The organism is Streptomyces griseoviridis, from assembly GCF_005222485.1.
Taxonomy (GTDB): domain Bacteria; phylum Actinomycetota; class Actinomycetes; order Streptomycetales; family Streptomycetaceae; genus Streptomyces; species Streptomyces hintoniae.
On the sequence record NZ_CP029078.1, the window covers coordinates 1,509,844 to 1,531,784 of the forward strand.

The window sequence follows — 21,941 nt, forward strand, 5'->3', positions numbered from 1 at the left end:
ACGATTGAACGTCCGGTGCTACGCGCCTGCGGTGCTGTGGTGATCGAACCGCTCAGGTGTCACCAGGTGCGCCGACAGTTGCGACCGACCCAGACGGCCTGGTCGACTCCTGTAGGTCGACAGCTTCCACCGGGTCGGCGAGCCGATGAACCGTGCGGCGGTCAGGCGGGCCGTCAACTTGCCATCGAAGCTGCCGTTTTACCGCTCGGCCCGCCGTCTCCGTCCATACTGCTGCCGTGGACACCTTCCGTCATGCAGAGACCGACACGAGTCCCGAACGTCCTCAAGCAACCCCTTGGGAGACGTACCGGGCTTCGGTGCTACCGCAGTGGCAGAGCCTCTTGGACTCCTCTCCCAGCGAGCGTCAGATGCAAGAGTTTTTGGAACTTCACCCGTGCTTCCTCCCCGGCGCAACGGACAACATCGGCCCCGGTGGTCATCATGGGCCGTCGTTCTCCGCTGTGATCCGGCAGCCCCCGCTGAAAGGTCTTGGCCCAACACGCGTTCCGGACTTCATGTGGGTCAGACTGGACACAGGAGCTATCCGGCCAATCTGCATTGAGATCGAGAGCCCTCGAAAATCCTGGTTTAACAAGGGGTCGAGGACGCCGACAGCCGAGCTCACTCAGGCGGTCGACCAACTCACAGAGTGGAAGGTTTGGTTTTCTTCGCCGGAGAACCAACTCATTTTTGCGAAGACGTATGCCCCTGATTACACCTACCGCCCCGTAGAGCCTCAGTTCGTCCTCGTGTACGGCCGAGACTCAGAATTCCGTGCAACAACCTCAAGTCACGACAACCCCGCCTATATGCGGCAGAAGCGCGACCACATGCCTCGGAGCCGTGAGTACTACTTCACCTACGACCAGTTGACTGCGGAACGAGAGGCAGGCAACTACGCAACCGTCACGTGTGAGGTCGACAAGTGGCGTCTCGACTCGCTGCCACCCACCTTCACGACCGGTTCGACCATGATGGACCTTGCTGAAATCATTGCTGACCCTTCTGCGGTACTTTCTCGTACTGAACTCATGAGCGAGGAGCGAAGGGCCTACATTGTCGATCGCTGGAAATACTGGCGTCAGGTAGCGCTTTCGAAGCATGAATACTTCATAGCTGTGGGTCGAGAGTAGAACTTAGCCGTACGAGACGATCGCTTCAGGCGTCGGTGGGTTCCGGCTGCTTCCCGGAGACGCGGGTAATCCTGAATATGGCGACGGTTCCCAGGAAGGGTGATGGTCCGCCAGTAAGAGGATAATCGTCCGCAGTTGCGGCGAAGAGGGCGAGTTTCTTCTCTGCAAGCTCCTCCAGGATGGAGGTGATGCTTCGCTGTGCGTCTCGCACCGAGGACCGAGAGAACTCGATGTCTCCTGAGATGTCGCTCCAGTCCTGGAAGCTTTGGATCGCGCTGTCAATGAGGTCCTGCTCTTCGTCGGTACAGTCGTCTGGTTCCTCATGCGGCAGCCATCCAAAGCAGCCGGAGAGGATCGGCCAGAGATCACGCCCTGTCTTCATGTGGTCGAGCAGTACGACTTCAAACTCTGGCTCGTCCACCGTGATGACGTCGATGATCCTGTCGACCTGCTCCTTCTTGAGCTTGCTGATCTCGTCGGCCAGCTTCTTGAGTCCCCAGACCTCGATTGTGACGCCGGGGTACAAGGGGCGAAGCTCGTTGTCGATGAACTGGTCGACCTCGCCGGGCACGGTGTCGTTAGTGAGGAAGCGCCACACCTGCACGTCTCGGTGCTCCTGGAGGCATCCCTCCAAGTCACCGCGGATCTTCGCCTTGGTCTTGTCGATCCGCTCGCCGCGCGTCGCGTGCGCTGCGAAGAACACCCGAGCCTTCGGGCAGTATCCGTCGTTCTTGGTGTCACCCTTCGGCCCGGCTGCTCGCACCGGTTGGTAGTCGCCGGGGTAGAGCTCCAGGCCGAGCCGATCCATGCAGTCCTGGAAGGTGTTGCCCTCAAGGCGAAGGAGCTGGCCTTCCACGAGCTTCCGCAGCGAGTTGTGATCCACGGCGACTATTACCTCACGCCTGGCCGTCCTGCGTCGCTGGATCAGACGGATCTAGTGGGCGTAGCCGGCGACGGGTTGGTCGTTGCGAACTACGCTGCAAGTCCTGTCTCCTCGCCCCTGGTGTCTTTGACGGCAGCGCTGACGGCAACCGCACCCAACACCCACTGTCGTTCGCGCGCCCTAATGAACTGTCTAACCTCAGTACCACGACCTATCAAGGTGTACGTTGACGGGCCTGATCCAAATTTTGGTGACGATGGCGGAGGAGTACGGGCGGCTGCGCGCGGAGGCTTGACGGGGCGCTCCGTGACCAGCAAGACCGCACCCAGGCGGTGATCGGCGCGCACGGGTCGGGGTTCGTCACGTCGACGCCGGGCTGACGGCGGGTGGGGACGAGGGTACGGCGGGCCGGTACGGAGGGTCCCAGAAGTCATGGGTTCGCCCCGGCACTCGCCGGGGTGCGCCGCGCCGAGTACGATCCGCCCCACACGCGCACGAGCTGGGAGGACGGGACGTTGGGGCGGCTGACCGGCGGGGATCCCTCGCTGCTGCGAAGGATCAATTCCGCGGTGGTGCTGCACGCTCTGCGTGCCGCGGACTGCGCCACGCTCACCGAGATCACCCGGCTGACGGGGCTGTCGAGGCCGACGGTCGAGGGTGTCGTCGAGGGGCTGATCGAGGCCGGGCTCGTCGTGGAGACGGCAGCGGAGGAAGGGGCCGCGCGGCGGCAGGGGCGGCCGGCCCGGCGCTTCAGGTTCCGCGCCGAGGCGGGGCATCTGCTGGGCCTGGAGATCGGCCCGCACCGCGTCGCCGCGCTCCTCGCCGACCTGGACGGCCGGGTGCTCGGCTCGCAGGCCAAGGACGTCGACGAGACCGCGCCGGCCGACGAGCGCCTCGAACGGCTGCGCACCACGGTCGCCGAACTGCTGCGCCGGGCCGGGGTGGCACGGGGCTCGCTGCGCGCGGTGGGGGTCGCGACACCGGGGATCGTCGAGGCCGACGGCACGGTACGGCTGGGGACCGCGCTGCCCCAGTGGACCGGGCTGCCGCTGGGCGAGCGGCTCGGCCGGTCCTTCAAGTGCCCGGTGCTGGTCGAGAACGACGCCAACGCGGCGGCCGTCGCCGAGCACTGGAAGGGGTCGGCCACCGACTCCGACGACGTGGTGTTCGTGCTGGCCGGGCTGAGCCCCGGGGCGGGGTCGCTGATCGGCGGGCGGCTGCACCGGGGCTACGGCGGGGCGGCCGGGGAGATCGGCGCGCTGCATCTGCTGGGCCGGGGGGTGACGCCCGAGACGCTGCTGTCCACCACGAGCGAGCCTCTGCACCCCCTGGACGAACGGGCCGTCGCGGCGGTCTTCGCGCAGGCCCGCGAGGGCGACGAGGAGGCGCGGGCGGCGGTGGAGCGCTTCATCCAGCGGCTGGTGCACGACGTGGCCGCGCTGGCGCTCGCCCTCGATCCCGAACTGGTCGTGATCGGCGGCTGGGCGGCCGGGCTCGACGGCGTACTGGAGCCGCTGCGCCGCGAGTTGGCCCGTTACTGTCTGCGCCCGCCGAAGGTGACGCTGTCTCTGCTCGGCGAGGCGGCCGTGACGACCGGCGCCCTGCGGCTCGCCCTCGACCACGTGGAGGAGGAGCTGTTCGCCGTCGAGAGCACGGTGACCGCGCGCCGTTGACGACGAAGGCGCCCCGGAATCACTCCGAATCACTCCGAGGCGCCGGCCGTGCGGCGGTAACCACCTTGCTCCGTGCGGCAGTTGCTGCCGTGCTCCGTGCGGTCGCTCAGGAGGCCGCGCGCTCCGGGTCCTGGTGGATCTCCACGCCCCCCGCGTCCCCGAAGGTCAGCCGGCAGGTGTCGGCGCGGTAGGTGGCGACGGAGAGCGCGGCCGTGCGGCCGTCGGCGAGGAAGCGGGTGGTGACGACGAGGACGGGCGCCCCCGGCAGCCGGTCCAGTTCCTTCGCGTCGTCGGCCCGCGCCGAGCCCAGCTCGACGGCGCTGTCCCGGCTCTCCAGCTCCAGCCGCTGCAACGCGCGCAGCACCGCACGCGCGCGTGCCGCGCCGGAGGGCGCGTCGATGCCGGACAGGTCGGGCACCGACGCCTCGGGCACGTAGAGCAGCTCCGCGGCGACGGGCTGGCCGTGCGAGACACGGGACCTGCGGACCGTCAGGACGGGGGTGTCGACGCCGGTCTCCAGCGCGGCGGCGACGGTCGCGGGCGGGACCGCGAGGACGCAGTCGGCGGCCTGCCAGACATCGCCCGCCGCACCCGGCCAGGCGTGCTGCTCGGTGCCGACCGCCACGCCCACCCGCGGCGGCGCCACCGTCGTCCCGACCCCGCGCCTGCGCTGGAGCCTGCCTTCCAGTTCGAGCTGTTCGAGCGCCTGCCTGAGGGTGGCGCGCGCGACGCCGAACCGGGCCGCCAGATCACGTTCGTTGGGCAGGATCTCGCCCACGGCGAACTCGGAGTCGAGTGCCTCGGTCAGCACGGTCCTGAGATGCCAGTACTTCGGTTCCGGTACCGCTTCCAGCTGCGTGGTCCCCACCCTGTCCTCCGCGATCGCTGTGGTCCGGCGGCGTTTAAGCGCCCTTGTTTATTAAAGGTTGTTGCACTTATCTGCGACCATAAGGCGGCCCAAACCCTTGGTCAAGACCAATCCTCGATCCCTGGGACAACCCATACGAACGGCGCCGCACAGCGTTCACAGGGCGTTCGCGCGGGACGGGATTCGTGACATCGCGGCAAAGCCCCCGTCGCGGAACGGGGGCTCGGGGTCACGCTCGGGGTCACGCGCAGGGGCGGGTCGGGGTGAACGGGGTGCGGACAGGCAGGTGGGCGGGGTGCGGACGGCAGAGGGCGGACGGCGGAGGAGCAAGGTGCGGACGGCAGAGGGCGGAACAGCGGGGGCAGGGTGCGGACGGCGGGCGCAGGGTGCGGACGGCAGAGGGCTACCCGCCGGTAGTAATTGCTGACAAACTGTCTACTCAAGGTCCTTCGGCTCAGCGCCCCCGGACCTCCGCCCAGTACACCCCGGACCCATCAGCCCAACGCACCCCGGACGAGGAGCAGCCGTATGTCCGCGACCGTCACGTTCGATGTCCCCACCCCGCGCGGCCCGCGCCCCGTGACCGTCTCCTACGCGCGCGTGGGGCGCGGTGAGCCGCTGCTCCTGCTGCACGGCATCGGCCACCACCGGCAGGCCTGGGACCCGGTGGTGGACATCCTCGCCACCGAGCGCGAGGTGATCAGCGTGGACCTGCCGGGCTTCGGCGCCTCCCCCGCCCTGCCGGACGGCCTGGGACACGACCTGGCCGCGACGACCGGCGTCGTCGGCGCGCTGTGCGAGGCGCTGGAGCTGGACCGGCCGCACGCCGTCGGCAACTCGCTCGGCGGTCTGATCGCCCTGGAGCTCGGCCGCGAGAAACGCGTACGGTCCGTCACCGCCTTCTCCCCCGCCGGGTTCTGGTCCGCGTCGGAACGCCGCTACGCCTTCGGGGTCCTGCTCACCATGCGGCACATCGCCCGCCGGCTGCCGCTGCCGCTGGTCGAGCGGCTGTCCCGGACGGCGGCCGGCCGCACTGCGCTCACCAGTACCGTCTACGCCCGCCCCGGCCGGCGTTCACCCGAGGCCGTGGTCGCCGAGACGCTCGCCCTCGCGGGCGCCACCGGCTTCGACGACACCCTCAGGGCGGGCGGTTCCGTGCGGTTCACCGACGACGTCCCCGGACTGCCCGTCACCATCGCCTGGGGCACCCGGGACGTGCTCCTGCCGCGCCGTCAGGGGGTGCGCGCCAAGCGGATCATCCCCCGTGCCCGCCTGGTACGGCTCCCCGGCTGCGGGCACTGCCCGATGAACGACGACCCCGCGCTGGTCGCGCGCGTCATCCTCGACGGCAGCCGCTGACCGGCCCCGCCCCCGGACCGAGAGCCCCGAACCGACCGCGACCCCGGCGCCGACGAGCGCGCTGCCGACGGCCTGCGCCACCCCGTAGGAGCCCGTTCCGACGAGCGGGGCGGTCGCCGCGGCGGCCACCGGGATGAGCCCGGAGAACAGCGTCGCGCGCTCGACACCGATGCGCCGCATGCCCGAGTACCAGCAGACGAATCCGACGACGGTGACGACGACGGCCTGCCAGAGCAGCGCCGCCGTCTCGCCCGCGTCGGGCCGCCGCAGCCAGGCGCTGCCGTCGATCAGCAGTCCGGCCGCCGCCGACTCGACGGCGGCGATCCCGCACACGGTGGCCGACAGCAGCCGGGGGCCGAGGGGCCGCAGCACCGGCACGGCGAGGACCGCGAAGCCGACCTCGCCGGCCAGCGCGCAGACCGAGAAGGCGACGCCCGCGCCGTCGGTGCGGCCCCACCCCTGCGTGGTGAGGGCGCCCGCCGCCACCAGCAGCGCGCCGTACAGGACGGCCCGCCGGGGGCCGCGTCCGTCGAGCAGCGGCACCAGTACCGCCACGACGACCGGCGCGCACCCGACGAGGACGCCGGGGACCGCCGGTTCGGCGGTGCGTTCGGCGGCGATCACCGCCAGGTTGAAGCCGACCATGCCGACGGCCGCGAGCAGCGCCAGCCGGCCCCACTGCCGGGGCGTGAGCGCGCGCAGGGCGGCCCCTGCGCCCCGGTGGGCCAGCGGGACGAGCAGCAGGCAGGCGAGGCCGTAGCGGACGAACTGGCCGCCGGCGTAGGGGTACGCGCCGAGCACGCTGTTGGCGGTGAAGGACCCGCCGACGAGCACGCAGGCGAGCCCGGCGAGCAGGGAGCCGCGGGTGGTGGTGACGTTCATGACGGCGACGTTAGGCAGCGGGGCGGTCCGGTTTAAGGTCCACTTCCATGACGTCATCGGGGACCAATCAGGGCGCCGCGCCGGCCGCCGGCACGCGGGCCGACGCGGCCTCCCCCGCGTGGGAGGTGCTGCTGCCCGCCGCCGCCGCGCCGGCCCGCGCGCGTGGACGTTCGCTGCGGGCCGCCCTGCGGGAAGCCGTGCGCTCGGGGCGGCTCGGGCCCGGGACCCGGCTGCCGTCCAGCCGGGAGCTGGCCGCCGACCTCGGCGTGTCGCGGGGGCTCGTCACCGAGGCGTACGAGCAGCTGACGGCTGAGGGCTATCTGCGCAGCGGCCGGGGCGCGGGCACCTGGGTGGCCGGTGCCGTGCGGGCCGCGTCGGCACGCGCGCGTGACCTCGCGCCCAGGCCGCCGGGCGCGGTGGTGGACTTCGTGCCGGGCTCCCCCGACCTGGCGCTGTTCCCGCGCGCGCGGTGGGCCGCCGCGGGACGCGCCGTGCTCGCCGAGCTGCCCCACCAGGACCTCGGCTACCCCGACCCGCGCGGGCTGCCCCGGCTGCGCGCAGCGCTGGCCGAGTTGCTGACCAGACGGCGGGGCGTGGTCGCCGACCCGGAACGGATCGTGGTCGTCTCCGGGGTGGCCCAGGCGATGACGGTGCTCGGTTTCGCGCTGCACGCGCGCGGGTGGCCCGCCGTCGGTGTCGAGGACCCCGGCAGCCCCCAGCACGACGCGCTGTACGCGGCCACGGGCGTGCGCACGGTGCCGCTGCCGCTGGACGAAGAGGGGCTGTCGATCGGTCCGCTGCGGGCCTCGGGGGTGCGGGCGGTGGTGACGACCCCGTCGCACCAGTTCCCCACCGGCATCGCGTACTCGGCCCGCCGCCGCGCCGAACTCCTCGACTGGGCGCGCGCGGTGGACGGCTTCGTCGTCGAGGACGACTACGACGGCGACTTCCGCTACGACAGGGCGCCGGTGGGGGCGCTGCACGGGCTCGATCCCGACCGGGTGGCCTACACCGGGTCGGTCAGCAAGTCCCTCGCGCCGGGTCTGCGCCTCGGCTGGCTGCTGGTGCCGCCCGCGCTCGCGGAGACCGTCGTCGAGCGGAAGCGGACCCTTGACCTCGGTCATCCCACCCTCGACCAGGCCCTGTTCGCGCGGTTCCTGGAGCGCGGCGACTACGACCGCCAGCTGCGGCGCTGCCAGCGCGCGTACCGGGACCGGCGGGACGCCCTGACCGCCGCCCTGACCAGGTACTTCCCGGGCGCCGAGCTGTCCGGGATCGCGGCGGGACTGCACGTCATCGTCACCCTCCCCGAGCGGTACGGGCCCGAGGAGCGCTTCCTCGCGCGCGTGGCGGAGGCGGGCGTGGCGGTGCGGTCGCTGACGGAGTACACGCACGCGCGTGCCGGACGGGAAAGGACGCGGGAACGGGTATCTGCCGGGGGTGGCGGTGTGCGGCTGGTGCTGGGGTACGCGCACCTGCCGCCGACGCGGGTCCTGGAGGGCGTCCGGCTGATGGCCGAGGCGGTGGACGGCTGACGGGCGGGAGCGGGCCGCGGGCGATGGACGATGGACGACGGGCCAGCCGGCAGGCCGTTCGCGGCGGCGCGGGCAGCAGTCGGCGGCCACGCGCGCGTGCCCGTTCCCGGCGGTGCGGGCAGGCGTGGGACGGCCCTCGGGGCGGCCTCACGCGCGTGCCGGTTCCCCTGCCGCGTCGGCCGGTTGTTCACCTGTGGTTTCCGTGGGCGCTGCGACGCACGCGTAGGTGTGGGAATCGCACATCCGCCGGACCCCGTCCTGGAGGCACATCCATGTCACACCGTCCGTTCCCCGGCCGTCGCGGCGTGCTGCGCGGCTCCCTCGCCGCGTCGGCCGCCCTCGCCCTGCCCACCGCCCTCGCCTCGGCACCGGCGTTCGCCCTGTCCGGGCGGCCGAAGGCGGCCTGGGGCGTGCAGGCGGGAGACGTGACCACCGACTCGGGTCTGGTGTGGGTGCGTTCCGACCGTCCGGCCCGGATGATCGTCGAGACGTCCGCGACGGAGTCGTTCCGCAACCCGCGCCGCCTGCACGGCCCGCTGCTGGGCGCGGACTCCGACTTCACCGGCACCACCAGGCTGCGCGGACTGCCCGCGGGCGAGCAGATCCACTACCGGGTGCTGCTGGCCGACCCGCACGACCCGCGGCGCACCGGCGAGCCGGTGACGGGCACGTTCCGCACGGCGTCCGCGAAACGCCGGAGCGGCGTCCGGTTCGTCTGGTCGGGCGACCTGGCCGGGCAGGGCTGGGGCATCAACGAGGCGATCGGCGGCTACCGGATCTACGACGCCATGGCGAAGGTCGACCCCGACTTCTTCCTGTGCAGCGGCGACAACATCTACGCGGACGGGCCGATCCAGGCGACCGCCGCGCTCCCCGACGGCGGTGTGTACCGCAGCGTCACCACCGAGGAGAAGTCGCACGTCGCGGTCACCCTGGACGACTTCAGGGGCAACTTCCGCTACAACCTGCTGGACGGCCCGCTGCGCCGCTTCAACGCGCAGGTCCCGAGCATCATCCAGTGGGACGACCACGAGGTCCGCAACAACTGGTACCCGGGCGAGGTCATCGGCACCGGCACCCCGTACCCGGCGGGGACGAGAGTCGACGACCTGGCCGTCCGCGCCCGGCGCGCCTTCTCGGAGTACTTCCCGATCACCGGCGTGAGCGGCCGTCCGGACGGCCGCATCCACCGGGTCGTCCACCACGGCCCGCTGCTCGACGTGTTCGTGCTCGACATGCGCACCCACCGCAACGCCAACTCGGCGAACGACCAGGCGAAGGACCCGCAGGGCATCCTCGGACGCGCGCAGTTGGAGTGGCTGAAGCGGGAGCTGTCCAGGTCGCGGGCGGTGTGGAAGGTCATCGCCGCGGACATGCCGCTGGGTCTCGTGGTGCCCGACGGCGTCGAGGGCAAGGCCAACTTCGAGGCCGTCGCGCAGGGCGACCCGGGCGTGCCGCTCGGCCGCGAGCTGCAGATCGCGGAGCTGCTGCGGTACATCAAGCACCGGCGGATCACCGGCACGGTGTGGCTGACCGCCGACGTGCACCACACCTCCGCCCAGCACTACGACCCGTCGCGGGCCGCGTTCAAGGACTTCGCGCCGTTCTGGGAGTTCGTCTCCGGGCCGCTGAACGCCGGCGCGTTCCCGGCCAGCGACCTGGACGGCACCTTCGGCCCCGACCGGGTCTTCGTGAAGGCTCCGACCGTCGCGAACGTGTCGCCCGCCGAGGGGTACCAGTTCTTCGGCGAGGTCGACATCGACGGCGACAGCGGGGAGTTGACGGTCCGTCTGCGCGAGTACGACGGGACGGTGCTGTTCACGAAGGTGCTCCAGCCGGGCCGCGTCGGTCAGTGACTCCCGTACCCTGGGTGCTGTGCCGCGCATCGGCGTCATCCCCCGGTGCGCGGCCGGGGCGTGCCCCCGGGAACTCCCGCCCATGCAGGGCGTCTTCGCAGGTCAGAGCGGATTGTCAGTGGTGGCCTCTACGGTTTTTCCATGACGCGATCCTTGCAGGCCGTGGCCTACCGCCGACCCTCCGTGCTGGAATCCGCCGTGGGTGGACAGCGCCTGGGGCTTGAGACCTCACGGGGCGCGACACCTTCGGGTGCCGCGGACCATCCCCGCTTCTTCAGCGGCTTCCTGACGTCCCCTCAGATCGCGGCGGCTGGGCTGCTCGCGGTCGCCGACGTGGCGGCGGCCCGCTACTACCAGCCCCAGTTGCGCGCCTCGCTCGACCCGGTGGTCACCGGCAACGGCGACCGGCTGCGGTTCGAGTCCTTCTCCGGCTGCGGCGGGGTGTACGCGCGTCTTGACGTACTGACGGGCGGTCTCGACGGCGGCGAGGTGGGCCGCGGCACGACGAACGTCGACGTGAACAACCCGCTGCGTGAGGCGCTGTCGCGGATCGGCGCGGACGACCCGCTGCATCTGCGGGTGGGGCCCGAGGAGATGGCGGTGACCACGCTGGACGGCCCGGTGGTGGAGAAGAAGGTGCCGCTTCCGGACCGCTGGCTGCGCGGTTTCGCGGAGGCCCAGGTGGTCGCCGCTGACTTCGACCTGCGCGCGGAGCTGCCCGCCGCCGAGGCCGTGCGGTTCCTGCGCTCGCTGCCGCGCTCCGGGGGCCGTGGCTCCTCGGCCGGGCCGCGCTGGGTGGTGCCCGCGGGCCGGGTGCTGCGGCCGACCACCCGCCCGGTGCCGGGCGCGGTGTGCCTGCCGGGCCCTGAGCGGCTGATCGCGCTCCAGCGGGTGCTGCGGCACGCGACGGCCCTGCGGGTCTACGGTCCCGCGGTCACCGCAGGCGGCGCGGCCACGGCGGGTGCCTGGGAGGCCGTGCTGCCCGGGATGCGGCTCACCCTCACCCTGTCGCCCGACGCCTCGCGCGGCTTCTCCGGTGAGGGCGGCGTCCTCGACGCGCTGGCCACCGGCGAGCACAGGGCGGCCCCGGCGGATCGCGACGGCGGCGGCAGCGGCAGCGGCAGCGGCAGCGGCAGCGGCGAGGACGCCGAGTCCACCGAGGCCGCCGACGACACGGACCTGGTGTCGATGCTCCTGGCCTGGGAGCCCCGGATCGATGTCGCCGACCTCGCCGCGTCCTCGGGCCTGCCGGCCGAGCGGGTCAGGGCCGCCCTGGTCCGCCTCGGCACCTCGGGGCGCGTCGGGTACGACACGGCGGAGGCCGCCTACTTCCACCGCGAACTGCCCTACGACGCCGAGCGCGTGGAGCGCCACAACCCGCGGCTGCGGTCGGCGCGGGCGCTGGTCGCGGCGGGCGCGGTACGGCTCGACGGCACCCTCGGGACGGTCACCGCGGAGGACGGCCACGCGCACCGGGTGCGGGACGACGCGGGGGTGCTCAGCTGCAGCTGCCTCTGGTGGGCGAAGTACCGGGGCGGACGCGGACCGTGCAAGCACGCGCTGGCGGTGCGGATGGTGCGCCGGGGCGCGGTGGCCCGGCCCGCGGACCAGGTGGAGCGGAGCGGCCCACCCACCGGGGCGGACCTGAACACGGCACGGATCGACGGGGACATGCGATGAGCGAGCTGATGGACGCGGTGCGGGCTGGGCACAAGGGCCGGACGGTGAGTCTGCTCGAAGCGATGACGGACGCCGAACGGCGCTCCCACCTACCGGAGTTGAAGGAGCTGCGCAAGGAGCTGCGGGCGGCCCCGTGGGACGCGCCGGCCCGCAGGGCCTATCCCACGCTGTACCTGGCCGGGATCGTCTGCCAGACGGGTGCCTCGGCGGTCGCGGCCTGGATCGCCGCGAGCGACATGCGCTGGCCCACCCCGTCCCCGGCGCTGCTGCTGCGGCTGCTGGGCGGCCGTCCCGCCGACTGGCTGGCCGATCTCGCCCACCGGCTCGCCCAGCGTCCGGAGTCGACCGGAGTCTCCTACCCGCTGATGTCCGGGCTGGTCAGGCTGGCGGGCTGCCCCGCGCCGACGACCGACGCCTATGTGCGGGGGTGGGTGGGCGACATGGAGGACAACCGGCAGCGCGGGTGCACGCTGGAGGACCGGCTGCGCGCCGACCCGCATCTGGAGCCGATGGTGAGCGCGTTGTTCGAGACGAACGACATCGGCGGCCGTCTCGAGTGGGGTGCCGGTCAGGGTCCGGGCACCTGGGCCGGCGCACTGGCCCGGCTCACCGTCGACGGACCGCTCGACCGCAAGATGATCGTCGACGCGTGCGTCTCCCGGCTGCTGCGCGGCGGCACCAGCTCCGACAGCCGGGCGTTCCTGCGCCTCCTCACGACCCTCGACCTCACGCGGGAGGAGCGGAGTGAGCGGGTCGCGGACTGGCAGGGGCTCGCCTCCGACGCGCCGTCCCCGGTGGCCGCGCACGCCCAGACCGTGCTCGGCGAACTGGCCCTCGCGGGCGAGTTGACGCCACGGCAGCTGGCGGAGATGTCGGGCGCGGTGCTGTTCCGCACCGAGAAGAAGCTGGTGCGCGCCCAGTTGGTGCTGCTCGGCAAGGTGCTCGCACGGGACGCGGCCTCGGCGGACACGCTGCTGCCCGCCGTCGCCCAGGGCTTCGGGCACCAGGACCCTGACATCCAGGAGCGGTCCCTGAAGCTCGCCGAACGCCATCTGAAGAAGGCGTCGGACCCCGGGACGCGGGCCGAACTGCTACTGGCGGCTGAGCAGTTGCATACGGGTCTGCGCACCCGCGCGGCCGACCTCCTGGGCACCTCGCCCGCGGCCCCCGAGGAGGAGGACTACCAGGAGTACCTGCCGCCGTTCCCCGAGCCGACACGGCTCGCTCCGCCGCCCGCCACCGCTCCCGAGGCCGCCGAGGAGGTCAGCGCGGCGCTGGCGTCGCCGCCGTCCGTCGCGGAGTTCGAGCGGGCGCTCGACGGACTGGTGCGGTGGGCGCACCAGGACCAGAAGGGCCTCTCGGCGGCGCTCGAACCGGTGTTCGCGCGTTGCTGGTGGGACAAGGACGAGGCCCAGGGCGCCCGTTCCGCGGAGAGCCGGTTCATCACCAACGGCAGCGGGGTGTTCACCGCGTCGAGCGGACTGGAGATCCTGCTCGCCACGGTGCGCGGCAAGATCCGCACCGGGAAGCTGCTGGCGGTGGTCCGCACGGGCGTCTCCCCGAGCGGCTGCGCACACGCCGCTCCCGCCGCGGCGTTCGAGGCACGGCTGTGGGAGGTGGCGTACCGGATACGGACCGAACCGCTGCCGTTCCTGCTGTCCACACCGACCTGGAGCACGGGCCTGCTGGAGCCGGACGAACTGGTCGACCGCCTGGACGCCTACCGGCGATCGGGCGCGCGGGTCGCGGAGACCGACTTCGCGCAGGCGCTGCTGCGGGTGCGGCGCGCGGACCCGGTGGCCGCAGCTGCCGCCGCCGGACGCGCCGCCGCACTGGGCACCGCTGAAGGGGCACGGCTGGCGGCCTGGCTCACCGCCGAGGTACCGCAGCCCACGTCCAGCCGCAGGACCCACGGCGGCCGGCTGCTCGTCGAGCTGAACGAGGTCCCCGATCTTCAGGACGGCTTCCCTGACGCGTACCGGCCGTTGGGCGAGCCGGTGCGGGGCTTCAAGGGCTGGCAGTGCTACCGCCACGACCACGCGCTCCAGCGGCAGTGGCTGGCGATCCTGCCGGAGCGGCGCGAGCTGACGGCAGGCTGGCTGCTGCCGGAGATGTCCCACCTCGCCGTGGACGGCGCCCGGGGGACCGCCGGCGTCCTGCCGCAACTGGCAGAGACAGGCGGTGCGGCGGGCGAGGCGCTGCACCTGTGCCTGGCGTACGGGCTCTCCGCCCGGCACCCCGAGGACCGGCTCGCGACGGTGGACGCGCTGCTGACGCTCGCGGCAGGCGGCGGGCTCTCCGCCGAGCGGCTGGGCACGGAGATCCGGCTGCTGATACGGACCGGCGCGCTGAAGCCGACGCGGCTGGCGGAGTCGCTCCGCACGGCGGCGGCCACGGGCGCCTACCGCACCGTCTGGGAGGTGCTCGAACACGCGCTTCCGCCGCTGCTGGCGGACCTCTCGTTCGGCGGGACCCCGGCACACGGGCTCGGGGACCTGGTGGGGGTGGCGGCGGAGTGCGCGGAGCGGTGCGGGGCGCGGGGCGCACTGCCGCACCTGGACCGGGCGGCGGAGCGACGCGGCACCTCGATGCTGGTGACGCAGGCCCGCCGGCTCCGTGACACCCTCGCGACGCCCGCAACATCGCCGCAATGAAACCGACAAAGGGGGCATAGACACGCTTTACCCATCGGTCACAGATCGTTCGCGATCACGCAACACCGTTCCTTCACAGTGGGTGCATGACTCGAAACCTGTCCGATGTGACACGTGCGAAGAACGGGCGTCCGGTGCACCACTGGCGGCGGGACGTCGTCGAGCTGGCCGCGCTGTTCACGGCGGTCGCCGTGGCCGACGCCGTGGCCAACCTGATCGGGCACGGGCCCGGGGGCATCACGCTGCTGCTGATCTCGGCGGTGGTGCTGGCCGCGACGGCGGGCTTCCACATCTGGTGGTCACGCCGCCACGGTCACGCGCCGCCGGTGATCGATACCGGTGCCCGGCCGCCGTCCCAGGGACAGCAGGCCGGGCCGTCCGCACCACTGACCGGGACGGCCCCGGGGACCTCGGGGACCGCGGCGGCCTCGATGAGCGCGGCGACCGCACCCACTCCGGAGACCGTGCCGGCGGCGAGCACGCTGTGGCGGATGCGGACGACGGTGAAGGACGAGCCGGGGTCGCTCGCGGAGCTGTGCACCGCACTCGCCGGGAGCCGGGTCGACATCCTGAGCCTCCAGACGCACCCGCTGGCCGACGGCACCGTGGACGAGTTCCTGCTGCGGGCCCCCGCCGGCCTCACCGCCTCGGCGCTGACCCGGGTGGTGGCGGTGGCCGGCGGCAGCGACACCTGGATCGAGCGGGCCGACGCCCACGACCTGGTGGACGCGCCGACCCGGGTCCTCGGCCTGGCCGCCCGGACCGCCCTGGACGCGGCGGAACTGCCGCTGGCGCTGCGCCAGTTGCTGGGCCGCTGCACCATCCGCCAGTCGCCCGCGGGAGCCTCCGACGCCGGTCGGGGTCCGGTGGGGGCGCCGGTCGAAGGGGCCCTGGAGGACACCGTGCTGCGGCTGCGGGCGCCGGAGGGCGGAGTGATCACCGTGGAGCGGCCGTATCTGCCGTTCACGCCGACGGAGTTCGCGCGGGCGCGCGCCCTGGTCGACCTGGACGCCCGGCTCGGTCCCCGGATGCCGCACGGCGAGGACGTCCTGACCCTGCCGGAGGGCAACGAGATCACCGTCCGCCGGGCGGACGTCCGGGATCTGGAGGCCGCGAAGGAGATGCACGAGCGGTGCTCGCCGCGGTCGTTGGGGATGCGCTACCACGGGCCGGTCGGGGACGCGGACCGCTATCTGAACCACCTGCTCAGCCCGCGCTACGGCCGCACGCTCGCGGTGCAGACCGCCTCGGGCCGGATCGTGGGCCTCGGCCATCTGCTCTGGGACGGCGACGAGACGGAGGTCGCGCTGCTCGTCGAGGACGGCTGGCAGCGCCGGGGCATCGGCGCCGAGCTGCTGCGCCGGCTGGTGGCGATGGCCGCCGAGGCGGGCTGCGAGAGCGTGTACGCGGTGACACAGGCGTCGAACACCGGCATGGTCGCGGCGATGCGCGGGCTCGAACTGCCCCTCGACTACCAGATCGAGGAAGGCACCCTGGTCGTCACCGCCCGCCTGGAGTCCGCGCGGGCAGCGGCGGCGGCCGCGGCGGCGGAGGAACAGCGCGCCGAGCACGTGGAGCGGATCATCAAGGACTGAGCCGGGAAGGACCGGCCCGGGTCGCCCCGGGGCGCGTCGGGCGACCCGAGCGGCCGGAACGGCCGGAACGGGTGACACGGCCTGAACGGGTGACACGGCCTGAACGGGTGACACGGCCTGAACGGGTGACACGGACGAGTGACAGGCCCGAGTGACAAGTCCCGAATGGCAGGTCACGCGTGACGAACGGCGAGTGACGAGTGACGAGCAGGGAAGGGCCCGGCGTGACCCGCCGGGCCCTTTGCGTGCTCCCGCGCTCCGAGGGCGACGGACCGGGCCCGCACGCCGCCTCAGACCAGCCGCACCGCCCCGTGCAGGGCGAGATCCCCCGCAGCCGCACCGTCCGCACCGCCGCCCGTCCCCGCACCGCCGTCCAAGTCGCCGTTCGCCCTCGCACCGCCACCTAGGCCACCGCCCGTCTCCGCCCCGCCGCCCAAGCCACCGCCCGTCTCCGCACCGCCGCCCAGGCCACCGCCCGTCTCCGCACCGCCGCCCAAGCCACCGCCCGTCTCCGCACCGCCGCCCAAGCCACCGCCCATCCCCGCACCGCCTCCCAAGCCACCGCCCATCCCCGCACCGCCTCCCACGTCACCGCCCGTCTCCGCGCCGCCGGTCAGGTCACTCCCCGTACCCGCGCCACGGCCGTCCAGTGCGTGGTCCAGGTCGGTCCACAGGTCGTCGACGTCCTCCAGGCCCACCGAGAGGCGCAGCAGGCGGTCGGTGACGCCCGCGCCGTGTCGGTCGGCCGGGTCGACGACGCGGTGGCTGATGGAGGCGGGGTGCTGGATGAGGGTGTCGACGCTGCCGAGGCTGACGGCGGGGGTGATCAGCCGGACGCCGGCGATGACGTCGTGCGGGTCGCCCGCGACCTCGAAGGCGATCATCGCGCCGCCGACGCGCGGGTAGTGGACGCGGGTGACGCGCGGGTCGGCGCGGAGCCTGCGGACCAGTTCGGCGGCGTTGGCGGAGGCGGCGCGGACCCGGACCGGCAGCGTGGACAGGCCGCGCAGCAGCAGATAGCCGGCCAGCGGATGCAGCACACCGCCGGTGGCGAACCGTATCTGCCGCAGCCGTCCGGCGAGTTCCTCGTCGCAGGCCACCACGCCCGCCAGGACGTCCCCGTGGCCGCCGAGGTACTTGGTGGCGCTGTGCAGCACCAGCCGCGCCCCCTGTTCGGCGGGCCGTTGCAGGACGGGCGTCGCGAAGGTGTTGTCGACGAGCAGCGGCACCGAGCCGCAGGAGTGCGCGACGGCCCGCAGGTCGACCTCGGCGAGGGTCGGGTTGGCCGGGGACTCGACGAGCACCAGGCCGGTGTCGGGGCGCAGCGCGTCGGTGATGCCGGCCGGGTCGGTCCAGGTGACCTCGGTGCCGAGCAGCCCGGCGGTCAGCAGGTGGTCGCTGCACCCGTACAGGGGGCGGACGGCGACCACGTGCCGCAGCCCGGCCGAGGCCCTGGCCAGCAGGACGGCGGTCAGCGCGGCCATGCCGCTGGCGAAGGCGACCGCGGCGGGGGTGCCTTCGAGGCGGGCGAGGGCGGTCTCGAAGCGGGCGACGGTCGGGTTGCCGAGGCGGCCATAGACGGGCGGGCCGTCCGGTTCGGCGCCGGTGGCGGCGAAGGCGTCGACGCGGGCGGCCTCGGCCCGGCTGTCGTGGGAGGGGTAGGTGGTCGACAGGTCGATGGGCGGGGCGTGCAGTCCCTGCCGGGCGAGGTCGTCGCGGCCGGCGTGCACGGCCTCGGTCGCCAGTGCGCGCGGTGCGGTACGCGGGGAGTCCATGGAGGGAAGGGTGAACACCGGCCGGTCCTGGGTGGGCAACTCCCGTGCTACGTTCGGCCGATGACCGAGTCCGTCGTACTGGATCCGGTGGATCTGCGTCTGCTGGGGCTGCTCCAGAACGACGCCCGGACCACCTATCGGGACCTCGCCGCGCAGGTCGGGGTGGCGCCGTCGACCTGCCTCGACCGGGTGACGCGGCTGCGCCGCTCCGGGGTGATCCTCGGGCATCAGCTGCGGCTCGATCCGGCCAAGCTCGGGCGGGGTCTCGAAGCGCTGCTGTCCGTGCAGGTCAGACCGCACAGGCGGGAGCTGGTGGGGCCGTTCGTGGAGCGGATCAGGGCGCTGCCCGAGTCGCGGACCGTCTTCCACCTGACCGGCCCCGACGACTATCTGGTCCATGTCGCGGTCGCCGACATGGCCGATCTGCAACGGCTGGTCCTGGACGGGTTCACGGCCCGGCCTGAGGTGGCGCGGGTGGAGACCCGGCTGATCTTCCAGCAGTGGGAGTGCGGGCCGCTGCTGCCGCCTACGCCCTCGGCGCAATCAGGGTGACGTGCGACGCGGGTCCGTACGAGGATGGCGGTATGTCTGACACCAACAACCCGCTGCCCCGTGCGGTCGCCGACGCGTACGTCGACGATCTCATCGCCCTCGACCCGATCACCGGCACCTACCTGGGTGTGAAGGAGAGTTCGAGCCGGCTGCCCGACACCTCGCCGGCGGGACAGGAGGCGCTCGCCGCGCTCCAGCGGGCGACGCTCGCGAAGCTGGACGAGGCCGAGCGGCGGCCCGGCGCGGACACCGACAGTGAACGCCGGTGCGGACGGCTGCTGCGTGAGCGTCTGACCGCGGAGATCGCGGTGCACGAGGCGGACGAGGGCCTGCGCTCGGTCGGCAACATGGGGACGGCCGTGCACGCGGTCCGCGACATCTTCACGGTCACGCCCAGCGGGACGGTGGCGGAGTGGACGGCGATCGTCGAGCGGCTGCGGGCGGTGCCGACGGCGCTGGCGGGCTACCGCGAGTCGCTGGCGCTGGGGCTCGAAAGGAAGCTGTACGCGTCGCCGCGTCCGACGGCGACCTTCGTGACGCAGCTCGGCGAGTGGGCGGACACCGACGGCAACGGCCTCGGCTGGTTCGAGGACTTCGTGTCGGCGGGCCCCGCTGAGCTGCGCGCCAAGCTGGACGAGGCGGCGGGCGCGGCGACGGCGGCCGTGGTCGAGCTGCGGGACTGGATGCGGGACGTGTACGCGCCGACGATCGAGGGCGCCCCGAACACGGTGGGCCGTGAGCGGTACGCCCGCTGGTCGCGCTACTTCAACGGCACGGATCTCGATCTGGACGAGGCGTACGCGTACGGCTGGTCGGAGTACCACCGGCTGCTCGCCGAGATGAGGCGGGAGGCGGAGCGGGTCCTGCCCGGCGCCGAGACGCCGTGGGCGGCGCTCGCCCACCTGGACGAGCACGGCCGGCACATCGAGGGCGTCGACGAGGTCAGGGACTGGCTCCAGGGCCTGATGGACGAGGCGATCGAGAAGCTGGACGGCACCCACTTCGACCTCGCCGACGACGTACGGAAGGTGGAGTCGCGGATCGCGCCGCCCGGCAGCGCGGCGGCCCCCTACTACACGTCCCCGTCGGAGGACTTCTCGCGTCCCGGCCGCACCTGGCTGCCGACGATGGGCCAGACCCGCTTCCCGGTCTACGACCTGGTGTCGACGTGGTACCACGAGGGCGTGCCCGGCCATCACCTCCAGCTCGCGCAGTGGGTGCACGTCGCCGGGGACCTCTCCCGCTACCAGGCGGCCGTCGGCATGGTCAGCGCCAACGCCGAGGGCTGGGCGCTGTACGCGGAGCGGCTGATGGACGAGCTGGGCTTCCTCACGGACGCCGAGCAGCGGCTCGGCTACCTGGACGCGCAGATGATGCGGGCCGCGCGGGTCATCGTCGACATCGGCATGCACCTGGAGCTGGAGATTCCGGCGGACTCGCCGTTCCACCCCGGTGAGCGCTGGACGCCGGAGCTGGCGCAGGAGTTCTTCGGCGCGCACAGCAGCCGCCCGGCGGACTTCGTGGAGAGCGAGCTGACCCGCTATCTGACGATCCCGGGGCAGGCGATCGGCTACAAGCTGGGCGAACGCGCCTGGCTGCTGGGCCGGGAGAAGGCCCGCGAGCGCCACGGCGACGCGTTCGACCTGAAGGCGTGGCACATGGCGGCCCTGTCCCAGGGCTCGCTCGGCCTTGACGACCTGGTGGACGAGCTGTCCAAGCTCTGAGCGGGAGCAGGGCCGTCGGCCCGTCCGCCTCGTCGACGGCCGGCCCGACGACGAGGCGGACCGAAGGGCTGACGGACGGCGAGGCGGGCTGACGGGCTGGTGGCGAGCGGGACGGACGGAACGGCGGGGCCGTCCGGCGCACTCGTCCGGTCCGGCTACGCCTCGTCGAGCCTCCGCAGGTGCACCAGGCCGGCCCAGATCTCGGGCCCCGGTCTGACCGCGGACCGTACCGCGTAGTGGCCCGCGGCCAGGGTGATGCGGAGGGTGTCCGTGCGGGCGGGGGCGGTGCCGGGCCAGGCGGAGTCGAAGAGGACGACCGGGCCGGGGACGTTCCAGTGCCTCTCGTCCGTCCAGTCCGCGGTGGTGAGGGCGTCCCGCGCCCCGGCGAGGAGTTCGGCCTCGGTGTCGGCCGCGTACCAGCGGACGAGCGTGCCGTGCTCCGGGAGATAGGCGGTGGCGGCGGGTTCGTCGCCGAGGACGAGGGCGGTGCGGTCGCCGACCGGGAGCAGACCGAAGGCCGTGTCGATCTCGCAGGCCCGGTCGTAGTCGGAGGCCAGGTCGTCGCCGTCGGCCCCTGACCAGAACGGCAGGACCGTCTCCGGTACCGCGATGAGGGGTCCGCCGTCCGACTCGACCCACTCGACGGTCCCGGGTTCCGCGTATCGCACCATGGCGCCACACCGTACACGCACGGCCGTCGATGTCGATCAACTGGCCCTGTGCGCAAGCCGCTTGGCGTGGTCAGCAGCCGCAGGCCGCGGCCCGCTCCGGTGCCGTCAGCGGGTCGGGGGTCCGCCGTTCACGGCCCTGTCCGGTCTCGAACTCGAAGCCCTCGCGCACCCAGTACTCGAAGCCGCCGATCATCTCCTTGACGTGGAAGCCGAGTTCGGCGAGGGCGAGCGCCGAGCGGGCGGCGCCGTCGCATCCCGGGCCCCAGCAGTAGGTGACGACGGGCACCGCCCGGTCGAGGATCTCCTCGGCCCGTTCGGGGACGAGTGCGGTCGGCAGGTGGACGGCGCCGGACACATGCCCCTGGTCCCAGGACTCGGTGGAGCGGGAGTCGATGAGCACGAACCCAGGGTCGCCCACGCCGGCCAGCGCGGCGGCGACATCGGAGACGTCGGTGTACAGGGCGAGACGGGCGCGGAAGTGGGCGGCGGCCTCGGCGGGGCGGAGGTGGCCTGTGGGGTGGGTGGTCATGGCGGGCGTCCTTCTGGTGGTGGGGTCGGCAGGCAGAAATCTACGGTGGCCGATCCGCCCTCTGAAGGTGTGATCCCCGGCACGAACGCCGTCCGGCCAGGGATTTCCCTGGTATCTCTCGGGGATGACCGAGTTTTCCCCGGACGCCACCGACTGGCGCATTCTCGACGTCCTGCAACGCACCGGGCGGGCCGGCTTCGCCGAGCTGGCGCGGGCCGTGGCCATGTCGCCGAGCGCGGTGACCGAGCGGGTGCGGCGGCTCGAGGAGGCCGGTGTCATCCAGGGGTACACGGCCGTCGTCGACCCGGAGCGGCTGGGGTTGCCGATCCTGGCGTTCGTGCGGCTGCGGTACCCGAACGGCAACTACAAGCCGTTCCACGACCTGGTGGCCGTGACGCCCGAGGTTCTGGAGGCGCACCATGTGACGGGTGACGACTGCTTCGTCATCAAGGTCGCCGCCCGCTCGATGGGGCACCTGGAGGAGGTGTCGGGGAAGATCGGCACGCTCGGTTCGGTGACCACCAGCGTCGTCTACTCCTCGCCGCTCCCCCGGCGTCCGCTCGGCCGCTGAC

The 21,941-nt window shown here is 72.8% G+C and carries 15 protein-coding genes and 2 pseudogenes; 11 read left to right on the top strand and 6 right to left on the bottom strand.

Annotation, left to right across the window (positions count from 1 at the left end):
* Positions 1–236: 236 nt before the first annotated feature.
* The gene (locus DDJ31_RS05745; protein ID WP_127181371.1) at positions 237–1,133 is read left to right on the top strand and encodes a Shedu anti-phage system protein SduA domain-containing protein; all 897 of its coding nucleotides are present in this window, start codon (positions 237–239) and stop codon (positions 1,131–1,133) included.
* Between the two features lie 25 nt (positions 1,134–1,158).
* Here the strand turns inward: DDJ31_RS05745 and DDJ31_RS05750 are convergent, their stop codons facing one another.
* On the bottom strand, positions 1,159–2,016 hold the full coding sequence (locus tag DDJ31_RS05750; RefSeq protein WP_240678265.1) for a hypothetical protein: 858 nt from the start codon (positions 2,014–2,016) through the stop codon (positions 1,159–1,161).
* A gap of 515 nt (positions 2,017–2,531) precedes the next feature.
* On the opposite strand from DDJ31_RS05750, the gene DDJ31_RS05755 reads away from it, so the two are divergent.
* Positions 2,532–3,689: an ROK family transcriptional regulator gene (locus tag DDJ31_RS05755; RefSeq protein ID WP_127181370.1), complete on the top strand. Its 1,158-nt coding sequence runs from the start codon at positions 2,532–2,534 to the stop codon at positions 3,687–3,689.
* 106 nt (positions 3,690–3,795) lie between these two features.
* Here the strand turns inward: DDJ31_RS05755 and DDJ31_RS05760 are convergent, their stop codons facing one another.
* Entirely contained in the window at positions 3,796–4,557 is a 762-nt protein-coding gene (locus DDJ31_RS05760; RefSeq protein WP_127181369.1) for a GntR family transcriptional regulator, read from the bottom strand.
* 528 nt (positions 4,558–5,085) lie between these two features.
* Here DDJ31_RS05760 and DDJ31_RS05765 point away from each other — a divergent pair.
* Positions 5,086–5,916 (top strand): alpha/beta fold hydrolase, encoded by an 831-nt coding sequence (locus DDJ31_RS05765; protein ID WP_127181368.1) that lies wholly within the window; start codon positions 5,086–5,088, stop codon positions 5,914–5,916.
* A 93-nt stretch (positions 5,917–6,009) separates the two neighbouring features.
* Here DDJ31_RS05765 and DDJ31_RS05770 read toward each other — a convergent pair.
* Positions 6,010–6,855: pseudogene (locus DDJ31_RS05770) on the bottom strand (EamA family transporter); the annotation flags it as partial.
* Here DDJ31_RS05770 and DDJ31_RS05775 point away from each other — a divergent pair.
* The 5 genes from DDJ31_RS05775 (at position 6,846) to DDJ31_RS05795 (ending at position 16,118) form a co-directional block, all read left to right on the top strand.
* Positions 6,846–8,333 carry a PLP-dependent aminotransferase family protein gene (locus tag DDJ31_RS05775; protein ID WP_127181367.1) on the top strand — a complete coding sequence of 496 codons (1,488 nt, stop codon included), beginning with the start codon at positions 6,846–6,848 and terminating at the stop codon, positions 8,331–8,333. The pseudogene DDJ31_RS05770 and the gene DDJ31_RS05775 overlap by 10 nt on opposite strands.
* A 272-nt stretch (positions 8,334–8,605) precedes the next feature.
* The gene (locus DDJ31_RS05780; protein WP_127181366.1) at positions 8,606–10,189 is read left to right on the top strand and encodes an alkaline phosphatase D family protein; all 1,584 of its coding nucleotides are present in this window, start codon (positions 8,606–8,608) and stop codon (positions 10,187–10,189) included.
* Positions 10,190–10,330: 141 nt separating this feature from the next.
* Complete coding sequence (locus DDJ31_RS05785) at positions 10,331–11,869, top strand: SWIM zinc finger family protein (RefSeq protein ID WP_240678264.1); 1,539 nt, start codon at positions 10,331–10,333, stop codon at positions 11,867–11,869.
* A complete protein-coding gene (locus DDJ31_RS05790) occupies positions 11,866–14,523 on the top strand; it encodes a DUF7824 domain-containing protein (protein ID WP_127181365.1) in 2,658 nt (885 codons plus the stop codon). Before DDJ31_RS05785 ends, DDJ31_RS05790 begins: the two co-directional genes overlap by 4 nt.
* A gap of 86 nt (positions 14,524–14,609) precedes the next feature.
* Positions 14,610–16,118 (top strand): GNAT family N-acetyltransferase, encoded by a 1,509-nt coding sequence (locus DDJ31_RS05795; protein WP_171480774.1) that lies wholly within the window; start codon positions 14,610–14,612, stop codon positions 16,116–16,118.
* Positions 16,119–16,738: 620 nt separating this feature from the next.
* Here DDJ31_RS05795 and DDJ31_RS05805 read toward each other — a convergent pair.
* Positions 16,739–17,893: pseudogene (locus tag DDJ31_RS05805) on the bottom strand (trans-sulfuration enzyme family protein); the annotation flags it as partial.
* Positions 17,894–17,953: 60 nt separating this feature from the next.
* On the opposite strand from DDJ31_RS05805, the gene DDJ31_RS05810 reads away from it, so the two are divergent.
* On the top strand, positions 17,954–18,445 hold the full coding sequence (locus tag DDJ31_RS05810) for an Lrp/AsnC family transcriptional regulator (RefSeq protein WP_127181364.1): 492 nt from the start codon (positions 17,954–17,956) through the stop codon (positions 18,443–18,445).
* A 32-nt stretch (positions 18,446–18,477) separates the two neighbouring features.
* The gene (locus DDJ31_RS05815; RefSeq protein WP_127181363.1) at positions 18,478–20,169 is read left to right on the top strand and encodes a DUF885 domain-containing protein; all 1,692 of its coding nucleotides are present in this window, start codon (positions 18,478–18,480) and stop codon (positions 20,167–20,169) included.
* Positions 20,170–20,324: 155 nt separating this feature from the next.
* On the opposite strand, the gene DDJ31_RS05820 is transcribed toward DDJ31_RS05815, so the two are convergent.
* Together DDJ31_RS05820 and DDJ31_RS05825 are read right to left on the bottom strand one after the other, a co-directional pair.
* Positions 20,325–20,840 (bottom strand): Imm21 family immunity protein, encoded by a 516-nt coding sequence (locus DDJ31_RS05820; protein ID WP_127181362.1) that lies wholly within the window; start codon positions 20,838–20,840, stop codon positions 20,325–20,327.
* 70 nt (positions 20,841–20,910) lie between these two features.
* Entirely contained in the window at positions 20,911–21,369 is a 459-nt protein-coding gene (locus tag DDJ31_RS05825) for a rhodanese-like domain-containing protein (RefSeq protein ID WP_127181361.1), read from the bottom strand.
* A 124-nt stretch (positions 21,370–21,493) separates the two neighbouring features.
* Between DDJ31_RS05825 and DDJ31_RS05830 the strand changes: the two genes are divergently transcribed.
* The gene (locus DDJ31_RS05830; protein WP_127181360.1) at positions 21,494–21,940 is read left to right on the top strand and encodes an Lrp/AsnC family transcriptional regulator; all 447 of its coding nucleotides are present in this window, start codon (positions 21,494–21,496) and stop codon (positions 21,938–21,940) included.
* Position 21,941: the final 1 nt, after the last annotated feature.